The organism is Candidatus Nomurabacteria bacterium, assembly GCA_023898525.1.
Classification (GTDB): Bacteria; Patescibacteriota; Minisyncoccia; order Phycocordibacterales; family UBA918; genus OLB19.
On sequence record CP060227.1, the window covers coordinates 530,961 to 547,477 of the forward strand.

At 40.0% G+C, this 16,517-nt stretch carries 16 protein-coding genes and 2 tRNA genes; 3 read left to right on the forward strand and 15 right to left on the reverse strand.

The window, feature by feature from the left end; genetic code table 11:
• Window positions 1–443 precede the first annotated feature (443 nt).
• The 11 genes from H6779_02415 to H6779_02465 form a co-directional block, all read right to left on the reverse strand.
• Window positions 444–917 carry a hypothetical protein gene (locus tag H6779_02415; protein USN88276.1) on the reverse strand — a complete coding sequence of 158 codons (474 nt, stop codon included), beginning with the start codon at window positions 915–917 and terminating at the stop codon, window positions 444–446.
• A complete protein-coding gene (locus H6779_02420) occupies window positions 914–1,438 on the reverse strand; it encodes a hypothetical protein (GenBank protein ID USN88277.1) in 525 nt (174 codons plus the stop codon). The genes H6779_02415 and H6779_02420 overlap by 4 nt, the downstream gene beginning before the upstream one ends.
• A 3-nt stretch (window positions 1,439–1,441) precedes the next feature.
• Entirely contained in the window at window positions 1,442–1,984 is a 543-nt protein-coding gene (locus H6779_02425) for a hypothetical protein (protein USN88278.1), read from the reverse strand.
• 5 nt (window positions 1,985–1,989) lie between these two features.
• Window positions 1,990–3,084 (reverse strand): pilus assembly protein PilM, encoded by a 1,095-nt coding sequence (pilM, locus tag H6779_02430; protein ID USN88279.1) that lies wholly within the window; start codon window positions 3,082–3,084, stop codon window positions 1,990–1,992.
• A gap of 45 nt (window positions 3,085–3,129) precedes the next feature.
• The gene (locus H6779_02435; protein USN88280.1) at window positions 3,130–3,738 is read right to left on the reverse strand and encodes a VTT domain-containing protein; all 609 of its coding nucleotides are present in this window, start codon (window positions 3,736–3,738) and stop codon (window positions 3,130–3,132) included.
• A 5-nt stretch (window positions 3,739–3,743) separates the two neighbouring features.
• Window positions 3,744–4,076: a hypothetical protein gene (locus H6779_02440; GenBank protein USN88281.1), complete on the reverse strand. Its 333-nt coding sequence runs from the start codon at window positions 4,074–4,076 to the stop codon at window positions 3,744–3,746.
• Between the two features lie 6 nt (window positions 4,077–4,082).
• Window positions 4,083–4,460, reverse strand: a complete 378-nt coding sequence (ruvX, locus tag H6779_02445) for a Holliday junction resolvase RuvX (protein ID USN88282.1) — start codon at window positions 4,458–4,460, stop codon at window positions 4,083–4,085.
• A 90-nt stretch (window positions 4,461–4,550) separates the two neighbouring features.
• A complete protein-coding gene (locus H6779_02450; protein USN88283.1) occupies window positions 4,551–5,864 on the reverse strand; it encodes a hypothetical protein in 1,314 nt (437 codons plus the stop codon).
• A gap of 56 nt (window positions 5,865–5,920) precedes the next feature.
• Entirely contained in the window at window positions 5,921–7,180 is a 1,260-nt protein-coding gene (locus H6779_02455) for a Glu/Leu/Phe/Val dehydrogenase (GenBank protein USN88284.1), read from the reverse strand.
• Between the two features lie 467 nt (window positions 7,181–7,647).
• Window positions 7,648–7,719 (reverse strand) — tRNA-Arg (locus tag H6779_02460).
• A gap of 70 nt (window positions 7,720–7,789) precedes the next feature.
• Window positions 7,790–8,260 carry a hypothetical protein gene (locus tag H6779_02465; protein USN88285.1) on the reverse strand — a complete coding sequence of 157 codons (471 nt, stop codon included), beginning with the start codon at window positions 8,258–8,260 and terminating at the stop codon, window positions 7,790–7,792.
• A gap of 240 nt (window positions 8,261–8,500) precedes the next feature.
• Between H6779_02465 and H6779_02470 the strand changes: the two genes are divergently transcribed.
• From H6779_02470 to H6779_02480, 3 genes are all read left to right on the forward strand, one after another.
• Window positions 8,501–8,587, forward strand: a tRNA-Ser gene (locus tag H6779_02470).
• A gap of 152 nt (window positions 8,588–8,739) precedes the next feature.
• Window positions 8,740–9,693: a class A beta-lactamase gene (gene bla / locus H6779_02475; protein USN88286.1), complete on the forward strand. Its 954-nt coding sequence runs from the start codon at window positions 8,740–8,742 to the stop codon at window positions 9,691–9,693.
• A gap of 129 nt (window positions 9,694–9,822) precedes the next feature.
• The gene (locus H6779_02480; GenBank protein USN88287.1) at window positions 9,823–11,175 is read left to right on the forward strand and encodes a recombinase family protein; all 1,353 of its coding nucleotides are present in this window, start codon (window positions 9,823–9,825) and stop codon (window positions 11,173–11,175) included.
• Here the strand turns inward: H6779_02480 and H6779_02485 are convergent.
• Genes H6779_02485 through H6779_02500 form a run of 4 tightly spaced genes read right to left on the reverse strand, consistent with a single transcriptional unit; the run spans window position 11,172 to window position 16,516 of the window.
• Entirely contained in the window at window positions 11,172–11,402 is a 231-nt protein-coding gene (locus H6779_02485; protein ID USN88288.1) for a hypothetical protein, read from the reverse strand. The genes H6779_02480 and H6779_02485 overlap by 4 nt on opposite strands.
• Window positions 11,403–11,439: 37 nt before the next feature.
• Complete coding sequence (locus H6779_02490) at window positions 11,440–12,168, reverse strand: M48 family metallopeptidase (protein USN88289.1); 729 nt, start codon at window positions 12,166–12,168, stop codon at window positions 11,440–11,442.
• Entirely contained in the window at window positions 12,152–15,340 is a 3,189-nt protein-coding gene (locus tag H6779_02495; GenBank protein USN88290.1) for a type I restriction endonuclease subunit R, read from the reverse strand. The genes H6779_02490 and H6779_02495 overlap by 17 nt, the downstream gene beginning before the upstream one ends.
• 6 nt (window positions 15,341–15,346) lie before the next feature.
• Window positions 15,347–16,516 (reverse strand): restriction endonuclease subunit S, encoded by a 1,170-nt coding sequence (locus H6779_02500; protein USN87259.1) that lies wholly within the window; start codon window positions 16,514–16,516, stop codon window positions 15,347–15,349.
• Between the last annotated feature and the right edge of the window lies 1 nt (window position 16,517).

Consider the following 16,517-nt stretch of genomic DNA (forward strand, 5'->3'; position numbering starts at 1 on the left):
GGGGGCACACAGGCAAAACAAACAAACGACTCTTTTAAAAGAGTCGTTTGTTTGTTTTAGAAACTGAACTGCTTCAGTTTCGTGCCTGTGTGCCGGGCGGAGACATGTTTTCTTCTCCTTCCCAGAGAAGAAAACAGTCGAGCCGGGGTCGAGAGTACTTAGCAAAATAAGAGCGTCAGCGAATTATTATGCTTAGTAACTCGTGACCACAGAAAAAATAACAATGGGTGCACAGAATCTGTAAGATTCGCGAACACTTAGCAAAATCTGCACGGAGTGCAAGATTATACTTAGTGATTCGTGTCCCCCAGAGAAAGCAAACGGTTTTGCCTTCGTCATGAATCGAAGGGATATTGGATGTGTGACAACACGACAATATCCCAGGCTCGAAGAGGATTCCTGCTGGGGACACCGAAAGAATCAGGAATCCCATTCACCCCCAACTACGAACCAGTATCTTCAACTACATCTGCCCTAGTCCCTTGATTACTTGGTGTCTCTTGGGTTTGAATATCCGAGTCTGAGACCGACGTGTCGTTAGTTACTTCACCAGTAGCTTCACCCTCTTTATCAAACAATGGCAGTTCATTATGACCATACTTATTAATCATATCTAAGCGTACCGTGTCGTATATCTCTTGCCGTTGGTTAAAGTTATTTATTGCCGCTTCGACAAATTCACTTTTATAATTAATCGGCGCACCGCCAGAACCATCAGTATCTTCTACAGACACATTACTGTACTGCATATAGGTGCTAACACTCCACCAGACCCCAGAAATCACGACTAATGTAGAAATCACAAGTCCAATCAACCACTCTCTTTCCGGGTGCATGATTTGATTGTCGGAGAATTCTTTTTTATGTGGATGGATGACATGGTCTACCATCTTTAATATCTCTTTTTTCTCGATCATGGTGTCTGCATTGTTATTAATATAGTCGCCTCACCTTCCCAAGTATCTCCAGCTATTGATTTTAATGACAAAGATTCGAGATACGAATGGTAATGTATATTTTCCAGTATTCTTACAAAGTCTTTCACCGCATCTTTTTCACCCACGTAAACAAAAACAACCTTGAAAAACTTCAAACCTTTTTCCTTATCAGCAATAGTATCATCAATGGATTCTGTCCTTAAGGTTAGACCTAGCGTCGGAGCCAGTGCTTCCATTTCATCTAGAAAGGTAATTGAATCATTGGCATCTCGGAGAAACTTTGTTGACAACTCAGTCCGCTGTGCTTCTGTCTCCTGCATTGTTCGTGTAATATTTAAATGAGTATAGTCTTTCTTATTATTACTTTTTAAAAGAGCCACGTTATTATCTAAACGAACTCCTTGAGCATTAATCTCAAAAAACAAAAAGCCACAAATAGCTGACGTTAGAACAAACGATATCAATGAAATAATAAATGTGCTTTTGGTGTTATTACTCATAGGCTATTTATTATCAGTATTAAGATTAACTGATAAGGTAAAACCAATATCCTTATCTTTCGCTAAATCAGAAATCGGTAACTTTACATCCTTCACTTCAGGCAGAGCTGAAAGGTTGTCACGAAACTCGACCAAAGCTTCTCTGGTATCAGCTATCCCTTTTACCTCTACAGACTCTACAGCCATGCCCGCACGAAGAAACTCATAATCGTTGATAATAATCATTGAGCCTTGTAGGTCATCAATGGCTGCCATCAAAGAAGAAAATTGTTCTAACTGCTGTAGCTCGACCAACAAGGCCGATTGTCTCTTGGCCATTGTTAAAGCCGAAGCCGAAAGATCATAATCAGCCACCTTGGCGGCCACCTCCTTAGCGGATGAGGCATAAGTACCAACCTGAGAAGTAACCAAAACATAGACCGGTAGTAGTGAAATCGCTACCAAAAGACCCGCCACACTCACCGCAAATAACCAAACCGAAATAACCCTAACCCAGTATTCCTTGGTTATTTGTTTTTTAGCGGTTGGTGGTATTAGATTAATCATAAATACTAAACAGAGCTCTTTATAGCCAAACCAATAGCAGTGGCATAACCATATGAATAACGTTTTTCAATTGGCGGTATCATCACTGAAGTATCAAAAGCATTTTGCCAAACATTACCTCGCACACACTTAGCCCCCAACATCTCAGTTAGGTACTCCGGTAGCCCACGCAAATTACCACTCCCTCCACAAATAATTACCTTTTTAATTCGTCGCTCATCTCTATTACTACCACGCTGGTGCCAATACTGCATACGAAGCGCTATCTCGTCTTTTATGACAGAAATGGTAGAAATTAATGCATCATAGACTTTTGTATCGTCGGTTTCAGTAATCAAGCCAATGGTATTTTTAATTTTCGTCAATTCATCCTCCGGTACGTCTCCCAGGGTTTTCCTAAGCATTTGTGACAATTGCTTGCCACCCAAATCAATCGTGGATGTATACAGTAGAGACTGCCCACCCACAATTCCGACTCCGGTTCTGGTCTTACCAAAGTCCAAAAGCATAACAACATCATCGTTATCATTAGAAACCACCGCCCGCGCCATAGCTTGCGCCTCAACCTCAAAAGAAAGCGGGGTTAGCCCTGCCTCCCTACAAACATCATAATATTTTAAAATAGTCTCACGTTGATAGGCGGCCACTACAACCTTGACCATGTTTTGATTGGTGTACGATGGGATTATTTCATAATCAAAAATAGCGTCTCTAGCAGGTATCGGTACATTCTCTTCCAATCTAAACTCTAAAACATTACGAATTTCTTTCGGTGGAACATTACGCTTGATCTCTGTTTCAAAAATATACGCTCTTTCCTCTGGTAGTGATACCCTAATGTAGTCAGCCTTAGTGGTAGCTTTGAATTCTTTCAGCGCATTAACCATACCTTTTGGATCTAGGATCTCGCCTCTTTCCAAAACATCTTTCGGGATTTTAATGTCACCCCACTCCTTTAGGACCCGCAACCGGTCGGACCGCAGTGACGGATGAAAAGACACATACTTCATAGAAGTGTCGGAAATATCTACCCCAACACTAGGCATCACCATGAAGCTCGGCGGTGGGACTATTTTCGTCAGTGAACTCAAGACATTCATATTATCTATTATACGCTGTCTCTACCACCAAAAACGTCACCTTCTTCACATAGTGAGTAAAAAATAAATAATGATGGAAACAAAAGTGATAATGGTAATTGGTTTGATATTTTTGCGAGCCATCCGAACCGCATCTTCACCGTAATGATATGTCAAATAACCTGCAATACTGTAGCGAACAGAACGTCCCACAAACACTCCTGATAAAAATAAGAGTAGGTTACCTTTAATAGCTCCAGCCGCCAAAGCAGTCAAAGTAAAAGGAACAGGCGTAATAGCTCCCACCAACCCAAGAATAAAGGTACTGTTCTTAAATTCCTCACTTATTACATAAAATTCAGCTACTGATTTGTCGGACAAAAAGCCAAGTATGATATCAATAAAGAAATTGGCTGTTATGTAGGCGACTAGGCCACCGATAATAGAGGCGGCTAGAGTTACTACAACAGCTGTCACCACCTTAGAGCGATGGAGTAATATATATGCGATCAGAAAAGGATCGGTTATTAAGGGAATCAAAAGCATTGACTCCACAAAAGATATGATAGCCAAAACCCACAGACCATAGCGTGAACTAAGTAGTCCTTTTGATTTTTGTGTCACCTCTCTTAGGTCCTTATCTTTAGTAGTTTTAATTTCTACGTTCTCTGGCATGAAAGTTATCTTACTTCAGCACCCGCCTCAACCGGCGCCTGCGGTACCAATAAAGTAAATGTTTCTGCAGTACCGGTAGCCAAAATCATACCATGACTCATCAGGCCTTTTATTTCGCGCGGTTTAAGGTTGGTAACAAAAGGACACTGCACACCAACCAATTGCTCAGGTTCTTCGAAATAACTCCTTATACCAGATATAATTTGCCTAGGCTCCGTTTCACCAAAATCTACCATTAGTTTGAGTAGTCGATCAGCTTCCGGAACAATCTCTACCGACTTAATAGTGCCAATCTTTATCTCCAGCTTGGCAAAATCTTCAAATTCAATTTGCTCCATAATCAATTATCGGTGACTTAAATAATTATCTAATATCAAGGTGGCGGCGGCTGCATCAGTCATATCATTGCGCCCTTGAATCCTTAGCGCCGCCTGTGTGGTGTACTGCTCAGGTTCAAGGTGGATTGGTAACCCAGTTTCAAGAGTAAGGCTGGTGATAAATTCCTCAACTGCTTCGTGTACAGCATTAGGTTTTCCTTCTTTATCCAACGAATAGCCAATCACAATCTCTGCTACCTGTTTCTCTTCAATAAGAGCCACTACTTTTGTTAGTAATTCTTGATCATTCCCATAAACCGCATGCGGGAATGCCATCTTGCCTGATTCGTCGGTAATTGATACTCCGACTCGCTTTTGACCAAAATCTATACCTAAAAGTCTCATGTTTTTTAGCATAACACAAATTTTAAAAAGTTAGAAAAGTCCCGCGCGAGCTTCGCTCGCGCGGGACTTTTCAACTAGCCAACTGACACTCTAGGAATCCTCCAATATCCTCTTAGTCTCAACCTTATACGACTCAACATTAGGCTGATCAAAGGCATTAACATTGAACAATTGACCTAGGTACATCACTTCCAGCATCTTAAACTGCATAAAAGCACCGATCTCATACTCGTTTATCCCTTCTAGTTTTATTTCCATAAACGGTAGATCATTTTGGGTGTAAGCAATTTTTACCCCCTCTAGAATTGCTTCCACGATTTCATCAGTAGTCTTACCGTTTATCATGGTAGCAATTTCACCAAACATACGATCGGCTGGTACAGATAATTGTTTGTCGGTATTTTGATTGTAGACAAACGTAGTTACCTTGTCTTTGGGACCACCTAGATACAACTGTCCAACTGAATGCAGATCAGTCGAACCGATTGAGACCGTAGGAGTCAATCCAGTATTTACCTTTTCTCCGGCCAAGTTAAATTCTTTACCGATACTTTCTCCCAAGAGCTGGCGATACCATTTACCCAACGACTCAAGCTCACTGTTGAAGAGAAAAGTATCATGAATAGACTTACCGTCATCGTGCGCCAAAGATAAGAAAGCAGCACTTAAAAGAGCTGGGTTTTCAACCATTTCTGAACTAATACATTTAGCTCGCATGTCAGCCGCCCCCCGCCTTAAGGCTCTTATGTCTAAACCAGCTGCCAAAAGCGGAAAAAGCCCAACCGCTGATAGAACAGAGTACCGCCCACCAACCATCTTAGGTATCGCCAGTTTGGCAAGACCAGCTTTTCCCGCCCCTTGCCACAACAAAGAACCCTCGTCGGTAATTACTACCGTTCGCTCCTCAGCATCAGTGAATTTTTTATTTAGAGCGCTTAGGATTATTTCTGTATTGGCCATTGTCTCAGTAGTACCGCCAGACTTACTAATACTAACAACCAAAAATTCTTCCACTTCTTTAATAGTCGGAATTAATTCCTCAACGTAAAAACGAAGCATAGTGGAATTATTGGTATCAACAAAAATCATCTTGGGATGATTTGCTGACAACACATCACCATAACCGACTAAAGCATCGTAAACAGCCTTAGTACCCAAGTTAGATCCGCCAATCCCAGTCACAAAAATATATCGAAGTTTAGGCGAAACTTTTTGTGCCACCAACTCTTCTACCACAGACAGTAGCTCATCATCAACCGGTAGGTTGATTGAAGCCTCAGCTGCTTCGTAGTTATTATCAGCTGCCACTTGCCCCAACCCCTGAACGTAGTTTGTTAATTGTCTGGCCCGGTCTTCTACTACCGAAGATGAGTACGTGGTTGAATTCTTTAACTCGAGTTTCATAGCTGCTTATATTTTATAAAATTTCAAAATTAATAATCTATTCTCAGTATTATAGCCTATAAACGACCCCTAGCTTTTTCAGCTTCAATAATCCGATTGATCGCCAACTTATAACTATGCGTACGAAGAGAATAAAGATCGTCCTCACTAGCCCGCAAAACACAAGCAAAAGCCTCAACAATTCTCGACTCCAACTCTGAGTGTACACGTTCAATCAACCAATAATCGTTACTGCTGTTTTGAGCCCATTCAAAATAACTCACCATCACCCCGCCGGCGTTAGCTATAATATCGGGAATTACAACTATACGCTTTTGCTCCTGCAAGATTTTATCGGCTTCCGTTGTAATCGGATCATTGGCCATTTCCAAAATGGTTTTGGCCTTGATTTTTTCTACGTTATCTTTAGTAATCTGATGTGAAATTGCCGCCGGTACTAAAACATCAACATCAAGCTCCAAAAGCTCAGCATTGGTTATTTCCTTGGCAGATATATCTGTCGGTAATTTTCTGTGCTGACTGTCACCTAATATTGCCTTGATATCCAAACCAGCTGGATCATATATAGCCCGCCTGGTATCGCTGACCGCCACTACTTTGGCTCCCCAACCATGCAGTATTTCTGCTAAATATGAACCGACATTACCAAAGCCCTGAATCGCGACTGTCGTTCCTTGAATCTTTTGGCCAATATGCTCCAGATAAGTACGGAGCACAAAGGCTCCACCAAGCGAAGTGGCTTCAGTGCGGCCTTTTGAACCACCGAGTGACAAGGGCTTACCGGTAATAATTCCCGGCACAAATCGACCGCTAATCTTTGCGTACTCATCCACCATATAACCCATTATTTCAGCATTGGTATTCACGTCCGGCGCGGGCACATCCACTCGATCACCAATGAAGGGGTGGATTTCACGAATAAAAGAACGTGACAATCTCTCAAGCTCACCCTTTGACAACACCTTCGGATCAACCTCAACTCCACCCTTAGCTCCGCCAAACGGAATATTAACGAGTGCACATTTAAGCGCCATTAAAAACGCTAGATTTTTTACTTCCTCAAGTTCGACTTCCGGATGAAAACGAAGACCTCCCTTACCTGGTCCACGCGCATCGCTGTACAAGACCCGATAAGCATTGAAGGTTTTAGTTTCACCGGAATCCATCTTGACCGGCACCGTGAAGGTTACAATCCGCTTGGGTCGATCAAGTAAACAAATCTCTGACTCAGAGTATTCATCTTCAGACAAGATGCTCACGAGCCTGTGCCGACAATCTATACAAATATTCTTGTCTTCCCCTATTTGATTAACCATATTATTAGTGTAATTAAAAATTTTAAATATATACCACACTCAACAAACACTTCTTCTAATCCACCAAATTTAGCCTATGTTTAAATATTTTAGTATATACGCAAATATTGTATCAATCATACATAATAATTTCAAATTCCCCTATCCACTTTCTTTTTTAAATTCCAATTATCAGCCACTTAACAGCAACAGCCGAAACGTATTCACGTTTCGGCTGACCGATTTGTGGACTTATTTTTAAGAAGCGTAGCGACTATGAAAATAGAAATGCCCTTGTGGTGCTCCCGCCAGGAATCGAACATTACATGTTCAGTACCCGTTGTGGATATTTTAGTCGCTTCTCTCCTAAAATATCTCACAACAGCTTCGATTCGTGCTACGGCTTTTTATTCCGCTATCGCTTCATAAAAACCCTGCACCTGGCGGGAGCACAAGAAAAACCGGCTAAACGCCGGCCTTTCTTACTGTGCTCCCGCCAGGAATCGAACCTGGAGCACTGGTACCGCAAACCAATATTTTATCCATTAAACTACGGGAGCTTCATTTTGAAGAATGTTTTTATTGACAAGCAACAAAACTGTTTTACTTCTTCAACACGAAGAGTATACCCTAAAATCCAAATCTTTCCAGTATTTTTACAAATAAAGGCTCCTCAAGTAATTCTTCCTTTAGTCGACCTCTTAAAATAGATTCAATGTCATCAATATATTCTTCAGGGATTGGTATAACTAGAAGTGGCATAAAATGATGGTCTGTTAAAACCAGTAGTTGCGGACCGTTAGGGTCTTCTTCATCAATATGAAAAGATTTGAGTGAAGAATAAGGATAGAGCTCATCATTTACCCTAATTCCTCGCACTGTTACCGCGAAAGGAATGATCGATGGCTTGCGCGCTGCCAACACCAAAAGCGCCACACCAGACACAGCCATCAGCAAAGCAAATAGGGTATTACTAAAAACCAAAGCAGAAATAACAACCGCCACAATTACAATAATCAGTGAAAAATACCAATCACTCCCCTTTTCTACATGATGGTGTTCTGGGGCTTCCCAAGTGATAGCGCGAGCTGATGGTTCCATTGCAAAAATTATAGCACAAGGCAGTGTACATTTTGCAGGTTATTTGGTAGTATCTGTTGCTAACGGGCGTAAATAACCCCGTAGGAAGTAACTACAATCGAATATAAATGGAGGGATGGCTATTAAATCTAAACTGCTTTAGATTTAATCCGATCGTTCGCTAGAACGAATTACCGATGCTTTAGCGAGGTGATAGGGAGTGGTCAATGAATAACAAATTGTAGAGGTAAAATTTAATACGGAGAGATGGCTGAGTGGTTGAAGGCAGCGGTCTTGAAAACCGCCATACGTTTACGCGTATCGAGGGTTCGAATCCCTCTCTCTCCGCCGTTTAGAGCTAGCACGAGACACCTTATTTTAAGCCGTATTTCCGACTTTAAATTTGACAGTGTTTGAGGTGTTCAAAACTGTCTGTATTTCAGACATTCATAATTTTGAAAATAGCAACTCGTGTGTTTTTTGTTATAATTACTATTATTATGAATACAAAACATGTCAGTATTGTAGTTTTAGTAGTGATTGCGTTAGGTTTATTTTATTATTTCTCACAAACCAACAACTCATCAAATTCTGAAACAACAACATCTGTAGAAAAACGAGACCAAGAAGACCTAATTAAAGGCATAACAAACATAGAAGATGTGTTGGGTGAGAATGCTCGAGTAGGCTTGTCGGTCGTAAATAGTGATGCGGATATAATTTTGCAGCATCGAGGTGATGAAAGGTTCCCTATGACGAGCACCTTTAAAACACTTGCGTGTGGTGTCGTGCTACAGAAGGTAGATGCTGGCGAAGAGTCACTCGATAGAGAGATGTTAATAGGTGAAGAAGATATGGTTCCGTATGCCCCTGTCACGGAAAATCATGTTGGTGGTTTATTGACGCTGGGTGAGCTTTGTGAAGCAGCAATTACAACAAGTGACAATGTGGCGGGTAACAAAATTTTGGAAACATTGGGTGGTCCTGAAGGATTTACGGCACTTTTGCGTAGTGTTGGAGATATTCAGACCCGTTTGGATCGTTGGGAAGTTGAGCTTAATGAGGCGGCTCCCGATGACCCTAGAGATACAACTACTCCAAACCAGATGAGTGAAACTCTACATACGTTTCTAACAGGAAACACACTGTCTGATGAGTCGAAAAAACAATTGTCTGACTGGCTCTATGCACAGGCGGTAGCAGATTCATTGTTTCGTTCACGACTACCCTCAGGATGGCAGATCGCAGATAAGTCCGGTGGCGGTGGATTTGGATCACGATCAATTGCTGCTATGCTCAAATTACCAGAAGGAGAAGCTTTCTTTGTTTCACTGTACATAACTAACACCGAGAAAGAAATGGCTGATCTTAATGTGGTGGTGGCTGATATTGGTGAAATGTTATTTGAATTCTTTTCAGGTAGTGAAGACTTAACTGAGGCAGATGCGAAATAATCTGTCCAAAAGGTATACAGCTCGTGTAACGAGAGAAATTCCCTTACTCTCCGCCAGACTCGGCTAGCACGACTCGCTTTAATTTTAAGCGTCTCGTGCTAGCCGTTTTTCGTTATATGGTTTATGTATATGACAAACATAAATCATGGGTCAATGGAAGTGGCGACCTTAGATAAACAACTTCCGCAAATTAAATATTGTCTTTATGCTCGAAAGTCTATGGAAGACGAAGATAGACAGGCACTGTCTATAGACTCTCAGTTAAAAGAAATGAGAAAGATTGCTGAGCGTGAAAATCTATTCATTTCAGCCGTTCGTACAGAAGCTCATTCAGCAAAGCTGTCAGGTCAAAGACCAGTCTTCAACAAAATCATTGAGGAAATAAGAAACGAGAGATTTAATGCAATCCTAACGTGGAATGCGGACAGGTTAAGCAGGAATGCTGGCGACTTGGGAGTTCTAGTTGATTTAATGGACCAAAATCAACTAACTGAGATACGGACATATAATCAAACATTTAGTAACTCACCAAATGAGAAGTTTCTTCTTATGATTTTGTGTTCACAAGCCAAACTTGAGAATGACAACAAAAGTATAAATGTAAAACGAGGACTACGAATGAAGGTAGAAATGGGGTTATGGCCATGTATCGCACCCACAGGGTACTTAAATGATATGGTCCGTGGGCACGAAGGAAGAGTTATCGTTGATCCAGCACGGGCACACATCATTAGAAAAATGTTTGAACTAGTAGCTGAAGGCTGGACACAAAGACAGTTACGGTTTTGGTTAAAAGATGAACTAGATTTCACCACCAGAACTGGCAAACATCTAAGTATGGGTAGTATTCAAAAGATTTTGAGTACGCCTTTTTATTATGGCGAGTTTGAATACCCTAAAGGTAGCGGTAAGTGGTACAAAGGTATTCACAAACCAATTATCACAAAAGAGTTATTCGATATAGTTAAAGCTCAAAATCAAGCCCGCAGAAAACAGAATTACATTTTCAGGAAAAATATTGCTTTCACCAAACTGATGAAGTGTGGTTTATGCGGTGGCAACGTAACTGCTGAGGAGAAATTCAAAGCACTTAAAGACGGAACTATCGCAAGATACGTTTATTATGGCTGCACTCGATCGAAAGATGTGAACTGCAAAATTAAATACATCCGAGAAGAAAAGTTAATCGAAAAATTACGTGAGCTAATCGACAAAATATCTTTGGATGATTTAGGTCTTAGGGGTCAGTTTGAACAAGAGGTTGAGCGCATACATAAATTCAACTGTGATGTTATGGGAAAACCACCAGTTTACTCTGATGAGGAGCAGAGAGAAGTAGACATTAAGAAATACGTGAAGTATTTGCTCGCCTACGGAGATATAGATGAAAAAAGACATATTTTAATTAGTCTTAAAAACAAACTGATCTTGAAAGATGGCGAGGTGTATTTAGAAACTATTGATGATACTGAGGAAATTTAATCGCCAACATTGAAGGCGACTTCAAGTACGATAGTGACCAATCGCTCCATACGCTCAGTATAGAAGTTGAAAATTGGTTCGGTGATAAAAGTTATTGCCCAAGTCCAAAAATTCAAAAAATTATCAAAATTCCATGTCACCAGACCATAGAGTATAGAAACACTAAAAAAGCCAATCACAAGCCATTTTAGGACTTTCTGGGGCCACCTGAATGATAAATCGTCCATTTAGGCATTTTATGCTTCTGGGTACGATTAGCAACTGTTAGAGAATATGCACTCCGAAAGCTTCGAGTTTATCTTTCTTTTTCTCCCACTTGGGATATTTCTCGTCTAAAAATGCGAAGAACTTCTTATCGTGATTTTTGTATCGCATATGACAAAGTTCATGAACAATAACGTAGTCAATACAGTCTTTTGATACGTGTATTAGTTTGGGATTAAGAATGATTTTGTCTTTGTTCACAAAACTACCCCAACGACGCTTCATGTCCCGAGTAGTCAAGGCTGGAGTATGTTTGTAATCAAAACGCTCAAGCATCTCGTTAAATCTTTCTTCGAAAACACTTTGTCGTTTTTGATCAAACCAAAGCTTAACAAGTTTTTGAGTATGGACACCGTCACTTAATGCCTTAGTGGTGGAAACCATTAGTACTCCTCGCAGAAGAGAAACAGAATCTATCTCTCCCTTTCGAACAATTAACTTATGCTGTCTGCCAAGGTAGTGGAAACTTTCGCCAGAAACATACTCTTTGGTATACGTTTTACGTTGGTACTTACCAAAGAAGTTCAGTTGTTTCTGTAGCCAAAACCATTTCTTTTTCAAGAATTGCTCAATTCTTTCATCATCAGCTTCATGTGGACACTTAACACAAATCCGCATATCCGGAGTAACGGTTAGGCTGAGGGTTTTTCTATCTTGTTTAATGAGGTCGTAGCAGTAGACGAATGAGCCAAAAATAAATTCTTTTTGCTGTTTAGGAGAAGATTTCATGGTTATTCTCAGCAAGCATAAGTGTATTGTTTATGATGGTTCGAATATCATCATTGGTAAGATCAATCTGCTTTTCAGTCTTTACTGTGTCGTAGAGGTAATCATCAACCTTATTCATGATTTTTCTTTTCACATCTAAGTTTTTGTACCAATCAACAATAGCTTCTGCTTTAACGATATTGAAAATATCGAGGACTATTGTAACGAATTCTTCTTCTGAAAGTTTAAAGTTGCCAAATGATTCTCTTAAGTTTCGATAAAACACATCTGAACCACTAACAGACTCAATCGCGGTTGGTAGACTGTCATCCTTTTTATTAACAACATCATCGCTAATTAGCTTCAATTGCTTAAGAGCAGCGATGTCAGCCATTTTGCCCTCATGCATTTTCTTTAAGATGTCTGATATTTTCTTTGAGAATCGCTCGTAGAATTCAGGATCAGAATCCATCTTTTCAGTAATGTTCTTTTGAGTCTGTGCCGCAATCGCTTCTGCCTTAGATTTATCTGATCCTAGTGTTTCGATTGCTTCCTCAAACTTTTCGCGATCAGTAATATTGATTTGTTTAGTTAAAAGCTCGACACTTTGGGCATCTACGTACTTATCAAGAATCCCAACCAGTGATTGTTTGTATTCCGCCAAATCAACTCGGTCTGCATACTTCAAACTAGCAGTCTTTCGAAGCTCCATAAACTTCTTAAGTTCACGAGTGTACATATCGAGATTATCAAACTCATGAACAAAGTCTTGAAGCACAAAACACTCATTTAGATTTTTGATGAAAGCATTGAGAGTTTTGTAGAAAGTCTCTCGGGTCGGGGCATCATCCAGTAACTGTAAAAACTCTTCATCGTCAGATGAGCCTTTAATAGTTTTAAAGATGTCTTGAAGAAGACTGTAACTTTCTTCCAACTCCTCAACCTTCTTACTCACATCAACCATGGTGCCTTTCACGTCTTCTTCATCGTAGTTACCAAACAGCTTCATCGCTGTATCAATGTTCTTGGCATTTTCAGAGTAGTCGATGATATACCCTGCTGTCTTAGGCAACTTCTTATTTTCATGCAATCGGTTTACACGAGCAATTGCTTGTAAAAGGTTATGGTCACGCAAGTCTTTTGCTAAGTAGAGCACTGTATTTCGAGGGGCATCAAAGCCGGTCAAAAGCTTATCTACAACGATGATGATTTCGATTCCATCATCATTGTATTTAAAGCTATCAATCACATCTTTTTCATACTTCGCTACACTACTGTGATTCTTTCGTACACTATCAAGGTACTTTACCACCTCAGCCTTATGGGTGTTTGCTTCGTCACCATCATCATGCTCGTCTGAAATAACTACTGCAGTACGAATTTTCGCCCTGTCTTGGAAGAACTTCTGAAACAAAACAGCCGAATACTTTGAAGGAGCAACCAACTGTGCTTTAAGACCAGTATCTTGGAAATGTTCCGTGAAGTGCTTTTCAATGTCATACCCAATTTCAACAATACGCTGAGGATTGTCTTTAATAACTTTAGTACTTATGTATTTCTGAATCTCTCTTTTTTGCTTTTCGTTTAAGTCTTCAGTAATTCGATCTACCTGTCTATCAATTTGCTCAGCATTCTGTTCCATTGGCACATAACGCCCCTCATAGATAAGCGGAAGAATGATGTTATCAGCCAGAGCATCATCAATCGTGTATTTGTCGATATATCCACCAAACTTTTTCCAACTAGCCTTCTCTGACTTCATGAGTGGGGTACCAGTAAAGCCGATGTAACACGCATTTGGAATAATGCGATTCATCTCAAGATTGGCGATACCGCTTTGACTACGGTGTGCTTCGTCAATCAAGACGAAAATATTTTGATCGTCATCAATAAAGCCAGCCTTTTTCTTAGCTGCTGAATCAAACTTATCGATCACCGTTGTAATTACACCGAGGTTTTTATCCTTGATGAGATCAAGCAGGTTTTGTCCGCTGGTAGCCTGAATAACCTCTTTCTTGAGATTACAGTTTTTAAAGGTATCTCGAATTTGTTTATCCAAGTCTTTTCGGTCAGTCACAATTAGAACCCGAGGGTTGCTAATCTCAGGATTTTCAATCAGCGCCTTCACGAACATGACCATTGTCAGTGACTTTCCTGACCCTTGTGTATGCCACACCAAACCACCTTTTCGACGAGTAATACCTGTATCAGTAGTCTCAGTTTCTTTAATGTGGTTCAACATTTTGCTGATAGCAAAATACTGCTGGTAGCGAGAAAGTTTTTTAACACCTGCATCAAAAAGAATGTAGTTCTTTGTGAGATCAAGTAAACGCGCAGGTTCAAAAAGCGACAAAATACCTCGATCTTGCTCAGTCGGTAACCGATTCAGTTTTTGCTTATGGCCAGTAGTGTATCCATTCAAATCAGTCAGTACTTGTTTGTATATTTCTGCATCTACTGGTGTTGCAATCAGCTTTTTAATCTTTGCGTCTAGTTCTTTTGGTGTTGTACCTTTTTCTTTCCAGACAGCATAAAACTTATTTGGTGTACCAGTCGTACCGTATTGCAATTCTTTGCCATTTGTCCCTACAAGCAACTGGGTAAAGGTATACAGTTTTGGGCAAAACTCAGGTCCCTGATTACGATTCATCTGATTAATCGCTTCAACTACGGGAACACTAGACTTTTTATTCTCAATAACTGCAAATGGGATACCATTTACGAAACAAACGATATCAGGGCGAATGTTTTGCTTACCACTGGCCACATATTCAGCTGTGATATGGAAGGAGTTGTTTTCAGGATGTTCAAAATCAATAAAACGAAAGTTCTTTGAGACCGTCTTACCACCCGCACTCACCTTAATAGTCTTACCGCCCGAAGTTGGCATGATGATGTTGTAGATTTTTTGTGAAGTATCAATCAGGCCCTCGTACTGGATATGTTCAAGCTCTTCAATCGTGTCTCGAACGTCTTTCTCACTAAACTTGTATGATTTACCATCAACCTCATATCCGTTGATATCCATCAATTTACGTTCAGCAATATCTGCCAGTATGAAATTGCTGGTGTCGCCACCACGTTCCTTGAGCACATCCTCAGCAGAAATGTATTGGTAGCCCATAGCAATCAGTAACTCAAGGGTGGTGAGTTGAGACTGTCGGGCTTCGTCAAAGTGTACTTTTTCTAACATAGTAATTTATTTAGTGGCTGATAATGATTTAACTGTTCTAATATTCCCGTGAACCAGGTTTTCTAGTAAGTATTTTCTCTGTTCTCTTACAAGTTTTAATTTGTCTTTTAAGTTCTCTAGTTCAAGTTCGCAAGTTTCAAATATCTCAGCAATTTTGATTTGATCGTCAGTATTCTCTGGAAGACTTACCTTTGTCTGCAAGAATTGGTTTTTTGACAAATTATATCTACTGACTCCCTGAGCTATTCTAAACATATGTTTCCTAAATGACTTACCCCTAAACAAAAAACGAGCAAAACGTGGCTCTAAAATATTTTGTTTTGGTCTAAACCCAAAACAAAAGCTGTTTAGCAAGACTTTATTTTTACTTTCATCTAAGAAAACTGAGGACATACCTACATCCTGTGGTGTTTCTGATGATGTGGTGAATATCAAATCACCATACTCTAAGTAATTCTGCTTCTCTCCTTTTTGGATAGAAACTAAACCATATTGATCAGGATGAATCTTTGAGTTTGAAAAAACATTCATGTATGTGACATATGGTGTGCCAAAACCGAAGTCGTCTTTTGATTTTCCTGTAAGTCCAGTAAAGGTTACTCCTAATTGGGAGATGGTATAAGTTTTCCATTCGCTTTTTGAACCTGGTACTTTAATTCGTTCATTCAATACTTCTTCTAGTAGACCTTTCTTTGTTTGTTCCTTTTTACGAATAGTTCTTTGTAGTTCATTAATATAGCAATCCCATGTAGTAAGGATTGAAACAATTTTCTCTTGTTCTGCAGTTGGAGGGAAATCAAAAGGTATTTTTTCAATAGTCGTTTTAGATAAACTTGGTACGCCAGAAGCTTCGTTGTATTTAAGCCAATTAATTTTCTGAAAAACGTAGTTGATGTATTTAGCAGTAGTGTCCTTGAAGTTGTAGGTATAGAAAAGCGTATCTACTGTCCAAAATTTTCCATTGTAGTAAAACGGTTTGTTAATAGTTCCTTTTCTGCCAATAAAAACTGTCTCGCCTTCGTGCAACGGGGTATCTACGTGACGCATTAAACCACCTGTTCCAAACACTGGAATATCTCCGTCTTTGAGATGCTTATGGTCTTTGCCACTTCCTATTTTCAGCACGTCGCCAAGCTTTTTTCGAGACCATCCTTTAACTAAAGTTTCTTTTTTCATA

Bases quoted from the DNA above. Each gene is read 5' to 3' on its own strand.
- H6779_02415 (USN88276.1), bottom strand. From the start codon at position 917: ATGATCGAGAAAAAAGAGATATTAAAGATGGTAGACCATGTCATCCAT.
- H6779_02420 (USN88277.1), bottom strand. From the start codon at position 1,438: ATGAGTAATAACACCAAAAGCACATTTATTATTTCATTGATATCGTTT.
- H6779_02425 (USN88278.1), bottom strand. From the start codon at position 1,984: ATGATTAATCTAATACCACCAACCGCTAAAAAACAAATAACCAAGGAA.
- pilM (USN88279.1), bottom strand. From the start codon at position 3,084: ATGAATGTCTTGAGTTCACTGACGAAAATAGTCCCACCGCCGAGCTTC.
- H6779_02435 (USN88280.1), bottom strand. From the start codon at position 3,738: ATGCCAGAGAACGTAGAAATTAAAACTACTAAAGATAAGGACCTAAGA.
- H6779_02440 (USN88281.1), bottom strand. From the start codon at position 4,076: ATGGAGCAAATTGAATTTGAAGATTTTGCCAAGCTGGAGATAAAGATT.
- ruvX (USN88282.1), bottom strand. From the start codon at position 4,460: ATGAGACTTTTAGGTATAGATTTTGGTCAAAAGCGAGTCGGAGTATCA.
- H6779_02450 (USN88283.1), bottom strand. From the start codon at position 5,864: ATGAAACTCGAGTTAAAGAATTCAACCACGTACTCATCTTCGGTAGTA.
- H6779_02455 (USN88284.1), bottom strand. From the start codon at position 7,180: ATGGTTAATCAAATAGGGGAAGACAAGAATATTTGTATAGATTGTCGG.
- H6779_02465 (USN88285.1), bottom strand. From the start codon at position 8,260: ATGGAACCATCAGCTCGCGCTATCACTTGGGAAGCCCCAGAACACCAT.
- bla (USN88286.1), top strand. From the start codon at position 8,740: ATGAATACAAAACATGTCAGTATTGTAGTTTTAGTAGTGATTGCGTTA.
- H6779_02480 (USN88287.1), top strand. From the start codon at position 9,823: ATGACAAACATAAATCATGGGTCAATGGAAGTGGCGACCTTAGATAAA.
- H6779_02485 (USN88288.1), bottom strand. From the start codon at position 11,402: ATGGACGATTTATCATTCAGGTGGCCCCAGAAAGTCCTAAAATGGCTT.
- H6779_02490 (USN88289.1), bottom strand. From the start codon at position 12,168: ATGAAATCTTCTCCTAAACAGCAAAAAGAATTTATTTTTGGCTCATTC.
- H6779_02495 (USN88290.1), bottom strand. From the start codon at position 15,340: ATGTTAGAAAAAGTACACTTTGACGAAGCCCGACAGTCTCAACTCACC.
- H6779_02500 (USN87259.1), bottom strand. From the start codon at position 16,516: ATGAAAAAAGAAACTTTAGTTAAAGGATGGTCTCGAAAAAAGCTTGGC.